Genomic DNA, 13,431 nt, shown 5'->3' on the forward strand with positions numbered 1-13,431 from the left:
GCTGGACCTCTCCCGGACCAGCTGAGGAGAATCGACCGTGGCGCTGAAAGAGCTGCAAATCCGGTCCATCCGTCCGACCGACAAAGTAACGCAATGCACCGATGAACGAGGCCTCTACCTTGAGGTCCATCCGAACGGGCCGAAGCTGTGGCGCTACAAGTATCGCTAGATGGGCAAGCAAAAGCGCCTGGCCCTTGGTCGCTATCCCGATGTCGGCCTTGCCGAGGCACGGAAACGTCGTGACGATGCTCGCAGGCCGCTCGAGGACCGGACGGACCCGCTGGCAAAGCGCAAGCATGAGAAGCTGGTCGCCGTATTCAAGGCCGCTAACACCTTCGGCGAGATCGCGAAGGAGTATATCGACAAGCAGGTGGCACAAGGTCAGGCCGATACCACCACGCAGAAGGCCAATTGGCTGCTGGAGCAACTGGAGCCTATCGCGGCACGACCGGTGGCCGACCTCAAGCCCATCGACCTTCTGGCCGCTCTCAAGCGGATCGAGGCCAAGGGGAAGTATGAAACGGCGCGGCGCTGCCAATCCTTTGCCGGTCGCGTTTTCCGGTATGCGGTCGCCACCGGGCGCGGCGAGAGCGATCCCAGCTCGATCCTGCGCGGCGCGCTTGTCGTGCCGAAGGTGAAGGATCATGCAGCGATCCTTGATCCCAAACAGATGGGCGAACTTCTGCGTGCGATTGACGCCTATACCGGCCATGCCATCACCCGCCTCGCCATGCAGGTCTCGCCGCACGTCATGGCGCGGCCCGGTGAACTGCGCATGGCAGAATGGTCGGAATTCGATCTCGACAATGCCGTCTGGAAAATCCCAGCTGAGCGCATGAAAATGCGCCGCCCCCATGAAGTTCCGCTGTCCCGGCAGGTGCTGGCCTATCTGAATGAGCTGTTCGCGCTGACCGGTCCGGATGGCTACGTCTTTCCGGCATTCTACACTTCGCGGCGACCACTGAGCGAAAACACCGTCAATCAGTCGTTCCGGCGCATGGGCTATGCTGTGGGGGAAGTGACGGCGCACGGGTTGCGAACCACCGCCTCGACCCTGCTCAACGAGAGCGGCAGATGGTCCCCGGATGCCATCGAAAGGTCGCTTGCCCACGCCGACGCCAACAGCATTGGCGGCGTCTATAACCGGGGCCGCTATTGGGAGGAACGTGTCGCCATGCATCAATGGTGGAGCGACTATCTGGACGAGATGCGCGCCGCTGTGCCGATCAGCCAACCGGCAAAGATCAGGGCGCGCGCGTAGCGCATGCCCTGGATCCCGGCGACGCAGCTCTCAAAATGGCACATTATGAATTTTGGCTCGGCAGATCTTCGCGATACCCAATCGGGTCGGCGATCCAGCGGTTGACCGATGACTCCCGCCAGACCGCACCGTAAATGCTGATCTTCACCTGGCGCGGGAACGTGCCCTCGGCGATTTTGCGGCAAAGGGTAGAGTGCGACAGTCCGGTGCGGTCGAGGACTGTCCTTAGACGAATGATGCGGTCTGGTTCGGGCATGGTCGTGGTTCCATTGGTTGAGCGTTGATGACACCCCTGCGAACAATCTTGGCCGTGCAAATTCGTGTGAAAAGGGGATTTGTCGGCACATCGCATTGTGGCGCAGAGAAGCTAGCAGACGGTGCGGTTGAGCGTATGGCGTAACTTGACGCCGAACACTTTTTCCACTAGGAGACATCATGCGAATCCGAAACGTGATCCACAAAGGGTTGCGACGCTTTCTCGAAAATGATGACGCCAGCGGGCTCCAACCCGCCGTCGTTGTAAAGGTGCAGCGCATCGTTTCCTTCCTCCAGGACATGGAGATCGAAGATGAGCTTCGCACTGTGCAGAGCTGGAAAGCCCATATGCTGACCGGCGACCGCAAGGGGACATGGAGCCTGTTCGTCACCAAGAACTGGCGGATGACGTTCCGGATCAACCGACAGGAAATCGAGATCATCGACCTCGATTATGAAGATTATCATTAGGAACTGGCACTAGGAGCTGGACATGAGCGCGATTGCAGGCATCCGCATGAAGAACCCGGCCCATCCGGGCGGCTTCGTGAAGTCCGAAATCATCGAGCCGCTGGGCCTGTCGGTGACGGCGGCAGCGCAGGTGCTGGGCGTCACCCGCGCGACGCTCTCTACGCTTCTCAACGAGCATTCGCAGCTTTCGTCCGAAATGGCGCTGCGGATCGAAAAGGCGTTCGGCGTGTCAATGGACACGCTGATGCGGATGCAGAACAGCTACGACATTGCGCAGGCACGAAAGCGCGAGGGTGAGATCAAGGTTGCGCCGTTCAAGGGGCTGCCGAGTGACGCCCGTTCTGCGGCTGCGCGCGAAACAGCAGCTGAAGAACGGCCGAGTTGATGCAATGGAAATACACCCAAAATGTGCAGAGGTTTACCGAACGGCAAAAACGCTAAATCCAACTATGCTTTTTGTCCGTTTTATAAACCAGCACGTGTCCATCGCGCCCATCAAGGTGCTCACTGTTACAAGGTCCGCCATTCAATTTTCCAGCCAGCAGAACACAGATCAGTTGCGCTTGGCTTACGTATTACCGTCCGCTGCCCAAAACAATTCTACGACTACCGGATCGACGAAGTGACAGAAGGCTGGTCATTGCCACAACCTCCGGACTTACCACTCGGCCGGGAAACCCATCGAGAGGAGATCGCCCGTGGGGTGCGTCTTGAGGTGCGACTTGAGGTCCGAGAGCCAAGTCGAATCTGGCGCGACTGTCCTGACGACATGGCCGATCGTGGTCAGTCCGTTGTAGAGATTGGCTGGTACTTGGTTGGCCGCCTTGTCAAACGATACAAACAGATGCGCCGGCTTTTGCGCCAGCTTTGGCGGCTGCAAAAAGCCGCGGTTCCACAGCCTGCCGTGATGAGCGCAGATCTTGCGAATGTCGGTAACATGGCGGATCAATGGTACCAACACGGTCTCCGGCAGTCCTAACGGGGCAGCGATTCAGTTTCTGAGGGCACGGTCGGCAAGATTCGAATACCAGCGTGATAGCTGACCGAATGACATCATCGCTGCGACCATTCAGACGGGCGGCCGCTTGGGAATGCTGTAGGTTCTGCGATAATGATCGATGTAGGTTTCCGAGGAGCGCTGCACCGCTTGCTGCAATTTGCGCCTGCTGGAACGGAATTCGCGCGCTTCGCGATAAAGCTTTGTCTGCAGGTAAGCATGCCCATCACCAAGCTGCGCAAGTTGATTGGCCCAGCTTCCCCGCAGCGCGACTTCGACGTGCTCGGTTCCCCGCATCACCAATCGGCGCAGGATGCGATCGAAATCGTATAGGGCCGTCACGTTGTCGAAGGTTGCGCCGGGCTGGAACCGTGGGCCGGCCTGTCCCTTGGGGAATTCAAAGTAGAGCCAGTAGGCGCTGAGACGATAATAGCTCACGTGGCGCAGCCAGTATTCCGCCACGGCATCGTCGTCATTCCCTTCGCCCGCAGGTGAACGATCTGTTCGTCGATCGTCAGTGAGGGCTTTGTGAAGGTTTGAATCATGCAACTGATCTTGTATGATCAAGCACCTGAAAACAAAAGACCCGCCCAGTGTGCATATCCTTTCGGACAGAGGCCGGGCGGGTGCGATTGCTTCGTCAATAGGGCGTACTTCGGAACAAATCAATAACTGACGTACTCGGCATCAATGGACGTCGACGAGCGCGGCTTAGATTTGTCCCGCTTTGTCCGCAGATATGCGATTGAGGCTCGCAGACATCGAATACCAAAACCGACCGAGGCCCGCGTGCATGAACTTTGCCTGATTGGTGAGTCGGCGCAGAGTCTCGCTGAAGGTCGCGTGTCGCTCGCCGTGCCGAGGCCTCGGCCTACCCCTCTTCAGCGGGGCATGCCCAGCAACGCCCCCGAGTTCGAGAGAGGGGCAAGAATTTCCGTCACAGAGAAATGTCAGTTCTGGGGCATTTTACTCTGCCATCAACAACTGGAGCGGACCGCACTGCAGGCGGCGACTGCGACTCTGCGGGCAAGGCTGGAACCAGAGCGCCGATCCCCGCGCACATCCCGCGCCTGACAACACTGCAGCGGCCTGAGCCTTGCGGCTGCGGTGGTACCGAAACCTTGATCTGCGAAGACGTCACCGAAGTACTGGATTATGTGCCGGCTCGCTTCCGTGTCCTGCGCCATGTCCGCCCTGGCAAGTTCTTCTCCGTTGAAGGAACTCCACCGTCGCAGGACAACGCCGCCCCACCGAAAGCCTCACGCATACAACACTACGTCACCCCAAGCACCCCTCCCGCGCAGCGGGTTAGTGCTCTGGTCGGCTGCTGCCCCAAGACGCCGACTCACACAATGTCCGCTATCAGCTTATCTCCGTCCCGAAGCTGCCTAAACGGAGTGCCCCGAGGAGCGGTCATTCCGGACGTCGTTCAGGCTTTGCTCTCCAACTCCGCGATCCGCTCCGAACAGATTTCATGCACAACTTGGCCAAGTTCTTCGACCCGCTGGCCGAGCCAAGCCAGCTCTTCGTCGCTGATCCGGTAGTGCTTCGAATACCGCGCCTTGACGTAGGCTTCCTTGAGCTTCTCGAACAGCACGCGGTGCTTGCGGTCATCGGCGGGCCAGACGTATGTCAGGCGCCGGTCAAGCCGCTCCGACTGGGTGCGGAGAAAGCCGAGATTGTGCACGTGCGGTGTGTAGAACGTCACCACGAGCAAAACGCAGTGATATAAACGCTCACATGCCTGGTGAAGCTCAAACGCAGCTTTGTTAGTCCATCCGCGAGCCGCCGCTTCTGTGCCTTGGATGAGAAACTGCTGAGCACTTGGAAGCCACTCGTCAAAGTATTCTTGGGCCATCGCCAGCGCCTGCTTCGGCGTCTTTGGCTTGGGCGTGTGTAGTTCGGTATCATCGCTTTGGTAAAACGCGATCCCGTCCTGCGCGACGTCCATGAAGAAGTAGCGGCCGTGGGCTAGCCCGTCGTTCACTTCCTGCAGTGTGTGCACGATAAAATTCACCGGCGTCTTGAGTGCGCCAGTGATGCCATATTCTCGCATCAGCCGATCATCGAGCTTGGCCCAGTATTTGACCCGGTCGGTGAGGCGCTTGTCGTTGACGATAATCAGCAGATCGTAGTCGCTTTTGTAGCCTTTGGCGGTGTGGGGTTCGTCGATCCATCCGCCCCGCGCGTACGAGCCGTAAAGGATGACCTTGAGAATTCGCCCCTGCTTCTTCCACTCGTGCTTTGCGAGGGCAAAGGCATCGCCAAATTCTTCGAACAGGATCTGCAACACATGCTCAAGCTCGCGCTGCTTGTTCGCTGGCAGGTGGTCAAGGTCAGTGCGCATCGGGCAAGTCTAGCAGAACGAAACAGGAATTGCCCATACCCTGAACTCGAGTTGACTCGACAATGGCGCAAATTTCCGCAGCGGACATGGCCTTGTCAGCGATCCGGCTTCGGGCCCTGCCCTTCTCAGCCACCACGCGATCAAAAGTCGAAGCAGCCATTCTGGCTCGGCTTCCTTTCGTACAAGACCAACTTCCTCAACCTCAAAAGCGGGACGTCCCTCTGCTTCATTTTAGGTAAAAATTTGGGATTTGGCTTTGGCAGAAAGTCCCAAAATCTTGCTAACCACCGAAGGGGCCTCGGCACCGTCAGTTCCTACGCTCCCTTAGTTCAGCGAAGATCGCAATCGCTCTGGTTGCCACCGGCAGCACTGCGCTATCTTACAAATATCGCGTTTGTTAAGTGCTCATCATGCGCAAGCCGGAAAGAATGGAAATCGAGTTTGTCATTTTGGCTGCTTGTGTCCTTGCTCCCGCAGGATACCGGCTGATACGGACGGTTTTCGCAGCCATCTGATCGCTAGTGCCGATCGAATTGGATCAGCCAATTCGGCCCCGCTGGGCAAGGATACAGTTATGGCAACCACCAATCCCGCCGAATTAGCCGTCGATCAAGTTGTCAAATGGATCGATCTGTACCTCACTGAACTCGCTGCATTGGAAGTGGCCGCTATGGGCGGCCCAGCCGACACCCTGCTGCATATCCATGGTGAGCAAGTCGCTGCTTCGACAATCAGGTTGGCGCTAGAAAGCAGAGCCTACCTTCTTGATCTGGCCAGCTCTGTGTCGGATGGTGTGCAGTGATATGACGTCAAACCTGATTAGTTGATTGGAGTGCCATGTCTTTTTCCGGGCCTAGTGCAGACCGTCTTGCCATCCGCGAGTTGTTGGACAGCTATACTGATGCCGCCGCCCGAATGGACCGAGGTGATTGGCTCGCGTGCTGGACCGACGACGCGACATGGTGGACGCATTATTTCGATGTGTCAGGCAAGGCCGCAATTGCTTCGACCTATGATGGGCTCATGGCAAATGTCGAGGTGACAAGCTTCATCGGTCAACTCGGTTCATGCGAGATTGACGGGGATCGAGCGGAATGCCGATCCTATGCGCAGGAGCATCTCGTATTCAAAGACGGTGCAGGCAGTCACAAGCTGGTTGGGCGGTACGAAGACACATTGCGGAAAGAGGATGGGCAATGGCGGTTCCAGGCCCGGGTGTACAAGGTGATGATTGAGGAGATGGGCTGACAGCAAGTCGCTTCACCTTCTTTCTAGTGAAGCCGCTCTCTGCAGATCAATGGATTTCTGGAACTCGCCTAGTATGCCTGCATGATGTTGCGCGAGAAATCCGACGACGCGGGCATTTGCCAGGCGCTTAGAAAGATAGCCAATTGCAAGGACCAGATCGAGGTGATCTTTCCCGTAATTTGCTTCGATGGAATGAAACTCACGGTCCAGATTTTGTCCCGCGCACCTGGTTCGATTGAAGCGCTCAAGCGACAGTGGATTTCCCGACACAAGCAAGGAAATACCTAGTGTAGTCTAACGTTTACCAATGGCCTGATAAAGCCCGATTTGTGTCAGCATTTGCTCCTGCCACAGCAACACCCCAGCTTCCTCCGCATCACTGCGCAACTCTTCTGCATCAATCAAAGTGCGGAGATCTTCCTCTCCCTCCAGATATTGGGCTTTGCCCAACGTTGCTGTCAGTTGCGATTCTGCAGTGATCTTGTCGATGATCGTGCGGCGATCTTGATTAAGACTGCGCTCGCGCATCAGATCTTCAACTTCGACAAGCGCGGCCAAGACTGTCTTTCTAAAAGTTTCGGCGGCTTCAAGTTGGTCAGCGCGGGCGACTGCCAAGTCTCGCTTGAGACTTCCGCGATTGAAGATCGGGGTCAGCAACGACGATCCGAGCGATAGAGACTGGGTGCTGGGTTGCCCGGTAAGCGCCTCGATCATTCCCACAAATGAGAGGTTGAAACTGGGGAAGAAGGCAGCGCGCGCAGCGCGTGCGTCTCCATCTGCTGCATTGATGAGTTCCTCCGCTGCTGAAATGTCGGGACGATTGGCAAGCAGGATACGCGGCGCCGGCAGTGCAATGTCCGGTATCTTGAGGTCGCTCGGCAGGGGATCTTCTGCCTGGAAACCCGGAGCCGGGCTCCCGGTCAGGCGAGCTAGGGTCGTGCGCGTCTGATCCAGATTGCGCTCGAGTGTCTTTTGCCGCTCGCGTAATTCGAGGACGCGGATCGACTGCAAGCCAAGTTCAACCCGAGTAGCTGCCCCGGCGCGTTGCCGTACCCGTACGATCCGCTCCATTTCCTCGGATCGCGCGATCACGGCGTCATAGATTTGCAGGCGGCGTTTGAGCGTAGCGCGCTGGACCCAAGCTCGGGCGACTTCGGCCTCAACCATCTGCCGGACAACTTGCAGCTCCCATGTTGCCGCCGCTGACCGCGACCGGCCAGCATCGCCTTTGGCTCGAACCCTTCCGAACAGGTCGGGATTCCAGGATGCATCAAGCCTCAGCGATTTTACACCGAAATCTAGGGTCTTGCCCGATGCTCTGCTGAATTCACGTCCGATTCCCGCGTCTGCCGTGACGTTCGGCAGAGACTGGCTGCGAATGCCCACCAGTTCCGCCCGCGCTCGTTCGACCCGAGCTGAAGCGATGCCGATATCAGGATTATTTTCCAGCGCTTGATTGATAAGCAATTTCAGCCGGGGATCGCCTATTAGTGTAGCCAGGTCTTGCTGAGGCTGCGCAGGTGGATCAATCGATTGGGCGGTCCACGCCAAGTCACCGATTTCATAACGCATGGCGGGAGCGACCGGTCCGGCGCATCCAGCTATCATCATGCTCAGCGGTATTGCCAGAAAAACAGGGGTCCGAGTAGCCATGGGCCTAAATTAACCCTCAGGGGTAAATATCGGCTTAGCGGTTGCTGGCGGCCGAAACGGCAGGGGCCGCCCGGGTTAACCAGATTTTCTCGAATCGCGGCTACTGCGCACGTGGATTATCACGTCGAACCGAGGTCTATGGCGCAACAACTTTTCCGTAGTGAAGTGATCGAGGCGGGCCGCACCCGCCTGTCTGGTCGCGTCATAGCGGCGACCCCGCCAAGCTCGTGGCTCTATACCATTCTCGCTCTAGCAGCGTTCACAATTGCCCTGCTGATTGCAGCGTTTGGTACTTACTCATCGACCACCAGCGTGCGCGGAGTTGTCGCTTATGATCAGGGCGTAGCGCGCATCTATCCCCGGACGACGGCGGAAGTTTCGAGGATTTTTGTAAAACCCGGACAGCATGTCGAGGCAGGCGAGCCGCTGGTGGAACTGGCCGTAGCGCAAGGAGCGCAAGGTCTTGCACCCCAGCTCAAGGATCTGGCGCGGCAGGATGCCGAACTTGCGCGGCAGTCGGACCTTGCTGGCATCGAGACAATCTCGCAGCTGGCGGCACTGACTCAGCGTTCTGCTGGGATTGATACGGCAATTGCCTCGCTCCAACGACAGTTGGTCTTGGCGCGCGAACAGGTCAGGCTCGCCGAGTCCGCCGCCCGCCGCGCAGAATCATTGGCCAGGGACCAGGCGGCGACTCAAAGGCAGGTCGAGGACGCGCGTTCGACGGTGCTTGCTCGCCGTGCGGAAGTTGAGGCGATTGCCGAACAGGTGGCTGCCCAGCGCTCGGCGCGGCAAGCGGCTGTAGCAGAGCGCACCCTGTTGACCGCAGGCGGGGCAAAGTCCGCTTCGTTGATCGAGGGCCAGCGCGCGGCCCTTGCAGGAGAGTTCAAGGCGCTCGAGCGATCTGACCGTTTGGTTCTGGTCGCTCCAGTGGCAGGTACAGTGAGCGATCTGACGGGCGAGATTGGCCAGCAAGTCAAACCGGATGCCTCGGTCGCGACAATAATCCCGGTAGGTAGCAAGCTCGAAATCTGGCTCTACGCACCTACTGGCGCAGTTGGTCACGCCCGCATCGGAAACGAAGTGCGCCTTCAGTTCGATGCGTTTCCCTATCGCACTTACGGAACCGGCTCAGGTCGCATCGCGTCAGTGTCTGGTGCAACCATTGAACCGACGGCGCTTGATCCGAGTTTGAAGATTTCGGAGCCGGTCTTCAAGATCGTAACCTCTCTCCAGTCATTTGCGCCGCGAGTGCAGGGCGGTGTCAAGATGTTGCGGCCCGGAATGACCGTGCAGGGAAAAGTTATGCTTGAACGGCGGAGCTTGTGGGCGTCGCTGTTCGGCTGGGGAAACAGGGAGCCCGCGTGAGCAGCTTCGAATGGCCTTGGTCACGGCGGATAGCGCCCATCGTCCAGTCGGAAGCGGCCGAATGCGGGCTTGCCTCGTTGGCGATGGTGGCTCGTCATTTTGGACATCGGGTCGATCTGGCGGGACTTCGCCGACGATTCCCAACGTCGCTCGACGGTTTGAACCTGCGCCAGATCATGGCGGCAGCCTCAGCGCTCGATCTTGCACCCCGAGCGGTCCGCCTTGAAGTCGACGAGCTTGGCCAACTCGCCTTACCGGCTATTCTGCACTGGGATCTCAATCATTTTGTAGTGGTTGAATCGGTTGGCTCGAGGTTCGTTGTCATCTTGGACCCGGCACGCGGCCGGGTGCGAATGCCGCGACAGGCAATCGGCCGCCATTTTACCGGAGTCGCGCTGGAATTGATGCCAACGCCGGACTTCAAACCCATCGAAGCGCGCGTCCAGACACGGCTCACCGATCTATGGAGCCAGCTTACCAACTTCCGCTCCGCCATAGCGCAGGTCCTGTTCCTGTCGTTGCTCGTGCAACTGGCCTCGCTTGCCAGCCCGCTGTTCATGCAAATGGTGGTCGATGAAGCTGTCAACGAGAGCGATGGCAGCCTTCTTACCGTGCTGTTGCTCGGTTTCGGCTTCATATACCTGCTGCAGTCTGTCAGCCGCTTTCTACGGACGTGGGTGACAGTCTGCCTTGGGCAATCGCTGACGTTTCAGCTTGCCGGTAACCTGATGCGCCATCTGCTGCGTCTTCCCGCCACGTATTTCGAGCGGCGCCACGTCGGCGACATAATGTCCAGGCTGGGTGCCGTCGGCCCGATCCAGTCCCTGCTCACTCACGGCCTGGTGGACGCGGTGATCGACACGACCCTTGTCATCGCAACCCTGTTTGTCATGTTCTACGTCAGCGTGCCGCTCGCGCTCATCGGTGTGAGTGCGACGTTGCTCTACCTGCTTGTCACGCAGCTTGCTCATCCGGCTTTGCGCCGGTTGACCGAGGAGCAACTGATAGCCCAGGCACAGGAAGAAAGTTATGTGCTCGAAAGCATCAGGGCCATGCGAGCCATCAAGCTTCACGGCTTCGAGGCGCCTCGCGAAAGCGGATGGCGCAACCACTATGCCGATGTCATTTCAGCGGGCTACAAGGCGCAGATGGCCAGCCAGAAGGTGGACTTCTTTGAGGACATCACTTCGAATTTGGCCTTCCTGCTGACGGTCTATTTCGGGGCATTGGCTGTAATCAGTCAAAGCCTGACGGTGGGCACGCTGCTTGCTTTCCTGTCCTACCGCAGCACGTTTTCGGCCAGTGCACGGGCATTGGTCAAGCAATGGCAAAAATGGCGCCTGCTGTCCGTCCATCTTCAGCGCTTGTCAGATATTGTCGGGGAACCCCGCGAGCAGCTTGCTCCAAACGTAGTGCGGCGGAGTGCGATCTTGCCCCCCGCCATTCGTGCCACCAATCTGACGTTCGCTTATTCGGCGCAGTCTGAGCCGGTGCTGTCACGCGTCAACTTTGAAATTCCCGCAGGATCGCTCGTCGCAGTTGTGGGCCCTTCTGGCGCCGGAAAGACGACCCTGATGCGCCTGCTGCTAGGTCTTCTGACTCCGCAAGGTGGTTCACTTGAAATAGACGGAGCACCGCTGGGGATGTCCAACCTCGCGGCGTGGAGAGCCCGAGTGGGAGCGGTCATGCAGGACGATTACCTGCTGTCAGGTACCCTTGCTGACAATATCTCGTTCTTTGATCCCACCCCGAACCAGGAGCGCATCCAGCGTGCGGCCCGCTTTGCCCGGATCGATGAGGACATCTCGAAAATGGCAATGGGCTATCATTCCCTTGTCAGTGACATGGGCGTGGCCCTGTCGTCAGGGCAACGTCAGCGCATCCTGCTGGCAAGGGCCATCTACCGTCAGCCCGACATCCTGATCCTCGACGAGGGGACGGCAAACCTTGACACGCAGACCGAGGAGATCCTCGCGCGGTCGATTGCGGGCTGGCCGATCACCCGGATCGCGATCTCGCACCGGCCGGCCCTCGTTCGGGTTGCTGACATCATCCTCGAGGTTGACGGAGGGCAGGTCACGATGCGCTCGCGCGCTGAAGCGGGCTTCGCTGCGCCGCGAGCCTATCAGGAGCCCGTGTCTGACCGAGTGAAAGGAGGCACAGCTTGAACATCCAGACCCGCCTTGCGCTTCCGCTGGAATTAAACCTTGGCCTCGATGTATCCAGGTATGCCGAGGAATTCCTCAAGAACGGGCACGTGCGCATCCCCCATATCCTGAATTCCGGCGCCCTCGAGTTGTACCGGCACCTTGATGCCGAGGCAAACTGGATGCAGTTGATCAACAAGCCCGGCGGCGGGGCTCATGAAATCCCTCGGGACGAATGGCGAAAGCCGCGAATGCCGGAGAAGGCCCGGATATCGCGCGAAATGTACGAAAATGCGTGCGACGGTTTTCAATATTGCTATTCGGCTTTGCGCGTCCCGGGCAAGGACGAAACTTGCATGGACCCCGTACTGACTCAGATAAGCCGGCTTCTGTCGGAGCCGGACGTGAAGGGCATGCTCTCAGCTATCACGGGGATATCAGACCCTGTTTTCACGGACGGCCAAGTGACGTCATATGGTCCGGGAGATTTTCTCACCGGTCACGACGACGACCTTGAAGGATCGGGACGGGCCGCAGCTTTTGTTCTTGGCCTGACACCGCAATGGCGCCTTGAGTGGGGCGGGCTACTGATGTTCCATGAACTGGGCGAAGTACCGTTCTGCGGGCTGGTACCACAATTCAATACTCTGGACCTCTTCACCGTCCCACGGTACCACAGCGTCTCGCTGGTAAGTCCCGCCGCGCCGCGGCAGCGCTATTCAATCACCGGGTGGCTTTCCCGAAAATAGCGGTCTGCTAGGTGTTTGTGACTTCCAAGGCTCCCGAGGTCCGGATCGAGATTTCGACGTCGATCACAAACTCGCTCCGGCGCGCGCGGAAATGCCGTGCCAAGCGGGGGTCGAAGAAGTCCTTCAGCATGGGCGGGCGGCGCGCGGCGAAATAGAACTCCGGATCGGCCATGACATCCTCGCTAGCTGTGAGCCGCAGTTCGTCCTTGCGCGTCACTGTCTCAACGACGCACCATGCATGGGTAAATCCGGCGCTGCGCAGGGCATAGGCCCGGTGATAGCCATTCTGCAAAAGCACTCTCGAGCCGCTGCGAATGCCGCTCAGCAGGTTTGAGCCAAAGCCGATTGGCACGCCGAGAAAGGCAGTCGCAGGATTCGCAAGCGTCAAGGCTGCCAAGTCTTCACCCGTCAGCAATATCGGGCGGTGATCGCGAAAATCGCTTGAGAAGGAGGTGAACTGGTATCGGGTCGAGCCCAACCTCTTGACCCGATATGGAGGGAACTGCCTTTCAAGCGGAAGACAGAACCCAAACAGTGCTTCCTGAGAAGGCTCTTGTCCGAGCGCCTCGGCAATTTGCCCGGCATAACCAGTCTCCACCTGGATTTGGGAGATGACCAGCTTGTCGAGCTCTACCCGTTCGAAGGAATAGGGAAGGTCGGCAAACGAAGACTTGAACCAGCGATGTTCTTCCACTTCGCGTGCCAGGGGAACGAGTTCGGGGGGGACAGGAGTGCAGTCGATGGTGTCAGGCAGGCCGGCTTCGCTCTGCTCCAGATCGTAATACAGATCATTTGCCGCTCGCCAGTCTGCGGCATGAACGCGGAGATCGCCTGGGTCCCCTCCGATGACCTTGTTGGTCTGGAAGTCGAGATAGTTCTCGAGTTGCGGCTGGCCCAGGATCCACACCATTTCCCGTTCATGGGACGCAACCGGT

15 protein-coding genes and 1 pseudogene are annotated in these 13,431 nt (G+C 58.5%); 10 read left to right on the forward strand and 6 right to left on the reverse strand.

The genetic code is table 11. From position 1 onward, the window contains the following. Positions 1–37: 37 nt before the first annotated feature. A pseudogene (locus WG900_RS20250) lies at positions 38–607 on the forward strand (tyrosine-type recombinase/integrase); the annotation flags it as partial. Beyond that, a complete protein-coding gene (locus WG900_RS16205) occupies positions 608–1,261 on the forward strand; it encodes a tyrosine-type recombinase/integrase (RefSeq protein WP_417598315.1) in 654 nt (217 codons plus the stop codon). Positions 1,262–1,304: 43 nt separating this feature from the next. Here WG900_RS16205 and WG900_RS16210 read toward each other — a convergent pair whose 3' ends face one another. Then, the gene (locus WG900_RS16210) at positions 1,305–1,517 is read right to left on the reverse strand and encodes a helix-turn-helix transcriptional regulator (protein WP_339968732.1); all 213 of its coding nucleotides are present in this window, start codon (positions 1,515–1,517) and stop codon (positions 1,305–1,307) included. 179 nt (positions 1,518–1,696) lie between these two features. On the opposite strand from WG900_RS16210, the gene WG900_RS16215 reads away from it, so the two are divergent. Together WG900_RS16215 and WG900_RS16220 are read left to right on the forward strand one after the other, a co-directional pair. Then, complete coding sequence (locus WG900_RS16215; RefSeq protein WP_339968735.1) at positions 1,697–1,987, forward strand: type II toxin-antitoxin system RelE/ParE family toxin; 291 nt, start codon at positions 1,697–1,699, stop codon at positions 1,985–1,987. A 22-nt stretch (positions 1,988–2,009) separates the two neighbouring features. Continuing rightward, positions 2,010–2,372 carry a HigA family addiction module antitoxin gene (locus WG900_RS16220; RefSeq protein WP_339968737.1) on the forward strand — a complete coding sequence of 121 codons (363 nt, stop codon included), beginning with the start codon at positions 2,010–2,012 and terminating at the stop codon, positions 2,370–2,372. A 273-nt stretch (positions 2,373–2,645) separates the two neighbouring features. Here the strand turns inward: WG900_RS16220 and WG900_RS16225 are convergent, their stop codons facing one another. Beyond that, entirely contained in the window at positions 2,646–2,948 is a 303-nt protein-coding gene (locus WG900_RS16225; protein WP_339968739.1) for an Abi family protein, read from the reverse strand. 108 nt (positions 2,949–3,056) lie between these two features. Next, on the reverse strand, positions 3,057–3,551 hold the full coding sequence (locus tag WG900_RS16230) for an Abi family protein (RefSeq protein ID WP_339968741.1): 495 nt from the start codon (positions 3,549–3,551) through the stop codon (positions 3,057–3,059). 380 nt (positions 3,552–3,931) lie between these two features. Between WG900_RS16230 and WG900_RS16235 the strand changes: the two genes are divergently transcribed. After that, positions 3,932–4,528 carry an IS66 family transposase zinc-finger binding domain-containing protein gene (locus WG900_RS16235; protein ID WP_339968743.1) on the forward strand — a complete coding sequence of 199 codons (597 nt, stop codon included), beginning with the start codon at positions 3,932–3,934 and terminating at the stop codon, positions 4,526–4,528. Here WG900_RS16235 and WG900_RS16240 read toward each other — a convergent pair. Then, the gene (locus tag WG900_RS16240) at positions 4,414–5,331 is read right to left on the reverse strand and encodes a HEPN domain-containing protein (protein WP_339968745.1); all 918 of its coding nucleotides are present in this window, start codon (positions 5,329–5,331) and stop codon (positions 4,414–4,416) included. The two genes, WG900_RS16235 and WG900_RS16240, sit on opposite strands and share 115 nt — an antisense overlap. A 574-nt stretch (positions 5,332–5,905) precedes the next feature. On the opposite strand from WG900_RS16240, the gene WG900_RS16245 reads away from it, so the two are divergent. After that, complete coding sequence (locus tag WG900_RS16245) at positions 5,906–6,133, forward strand: hypothetical protein (protein WP_339968747.1); 228 nt, start codon at positions 5,906–5,908, stop codon at positions 6,131–6,133. A 35-nt stretch (positions 6,134–6,168) separates the two neighbouring features. Beyond that, positions 6,169–6,579, forward strand: a complete 411-nt coding sequence (locus WG900_RS16250) for a nuclear transport factor 2 family protein (RefSeq protein WP_339968749.1) — start codon at positions 6,169–6,171, stop codon at positions 6,577–6,579. A 294-nt stretch (positions 6,580–6,873) separates the two neighbouring features. Here WG900_RS16250 and WG900_RS16255 read toward each other — a convergent pair whose 3' ends face one another. Continuing rightward, the gene (locus WG900_RS16255; protein WP_339968751.1) at positions 6,874–8,151 is read right to left on the reverse strand and encodes a TolC family protein; all 1,278 of its coding nucleotides are present in this window, start codon (positions 8,149–8,151) and stop codon (positions 6,874–6,876) included. A gap of 192 nt (positions 8,152–8,343) precedes the next feature. On the opposite strand from WG900_RS16255, the gene WG900_RS16260 reads away from it, so the two are divergent. The 3 genes from WG900_RS16260 to WG900_RS16270 are packed head-to-tail and all read left to right on the forward strand — an operon-like array spanning position 8,344 to position 12,496. Then, entirely contained in the window at positions 8,344–9,600 is a 1,257-nt protein-coding gene (locus tag WG900_RS16260) for an HlyD family secretion protein (protein WP_339968753.1), read from the forward strand. Continuing rightward, on the forward strand, positions 9,597–11,768 hold the full coding sequence (locus WG900_RS16265) for a peptidase domain-containing ABC transporter (RefSeq protein WP_339968755.1): 2,172 nt from the start codon (positions 9,597–9,599) through the stop codon (positions 11,766–11,768). The genes WG900_RS16260 and WG900_RS16265 overlap by 4 nt, the downstream gene beginning before the upstream one ends. Next, positions 11,765–12,496 (forward strand): 2OG-Fe(II) oxygenase family protein, encoded by a 732-nt coding sequence (locus tag WG900_RS16270; protein ID WP_339968757.1) that lies wholly within the window; start codon positions 11,765–11,767, stop codon positions 12,494–12,496. Before WG900_RS16265 ends, WG900_RS16270 begins: the two co-directional genes overlap by 4 nt. A 7-nt stretch (positions 12,497–12,503) precedes the next feature. Here WG900_RS16270 and WG900_RS16275 read toward each other — a convergent pair whose 3' ends face one another. Next, positions 12,504–13,406, reverse strand: a complete 903-nt coding sequence (locus tag WG900_RS16275; protein ID WP_339968759.1) for a hypothetical protein — start codon at positions 13,404–13,406, stop codon at positions 12,504–12,506. Between the last annotated feature and the right edge of the window lie 25 nt (positions 13,407–13,431).

The sequence above is a fragment of the Novosphingobium aquae genome, from assembly GCF_037572715.1.
Classification (GTDB): domain Bacteria; phylum Pseudomonadota; class Alphaproteobacteria; order Sphingomonadales; family Sphingomonadaceae; genus Novosphingobium; species Novosphingobium aquae.

Excerpts from the sequence above, each read along its gene's own strand:
- WG900_RS16275 (WP_339968759.1), bottom strand. The coding sequence starts at position 13,406 with ATGGTGTGGATCCTGGGCCAGCCGCAACTCGAGAACTATCTCGACTTC.
- WG900_RS16245 (WP_339968747.1), top strand. The coding sequence starts at position 5,906 with ATGGCAACCACCAATCCCGCCGAATTAGCCGTCGATCAAGTTGTCAAA.
- WG900_RS16210 (WP_339968732.1), bottom strand. The coding sequence starts at position 1,517 with ATGCCCGAACCAGACCGCATCATTCGTCTAAGGACAGTCCTCGACCGC.
- WG900_RS16250 (WP_339968749.1), top strand. The coding sequence starts at position 6,169 with ATGTCTTTTTCCGGGCCTAGTGCAGACCGTCTTGCCATCCGCGAGTTG.
- WG900_RS16240 (WP_339968745.1), bottom strand. The coding sequence starts at position 5,331 with ATGCGCACTGACCTTGACCACCTGCCAGCGAACAAGCAGCGCGAGCTT.
- WG900_RS16220 (WP_339968737.1), top strand. The coding sequence starts at position 2,010 with ATGAGCGCGATTGCAGGCATCCGCATGAAGAACCCGGCCCATCCGGGC.
- WG900_RS16255 (WP_339968751.1), bottom strand. The coding sequence starts at position 8,151 with ATGCGTTATGAAATCGGTGACTTGGCGTGGACCGCCCAATCGATTGAT.
- WG900_RS16235 (WP_339968743.1), top strand. The coding sequence starts at position 3,932 with ATGTCAGTTCTGGGGCATTTTACTCTGCCATCAACAACTGGAGCGGAC.
- WG900_RS16215 (WP_339968735.1), top strand. The coding sequence starts at position 1,697 with ATGCGAATCCGAAACGTGATCCACAAAGGGTTGCGACGCTTTCTCGAA.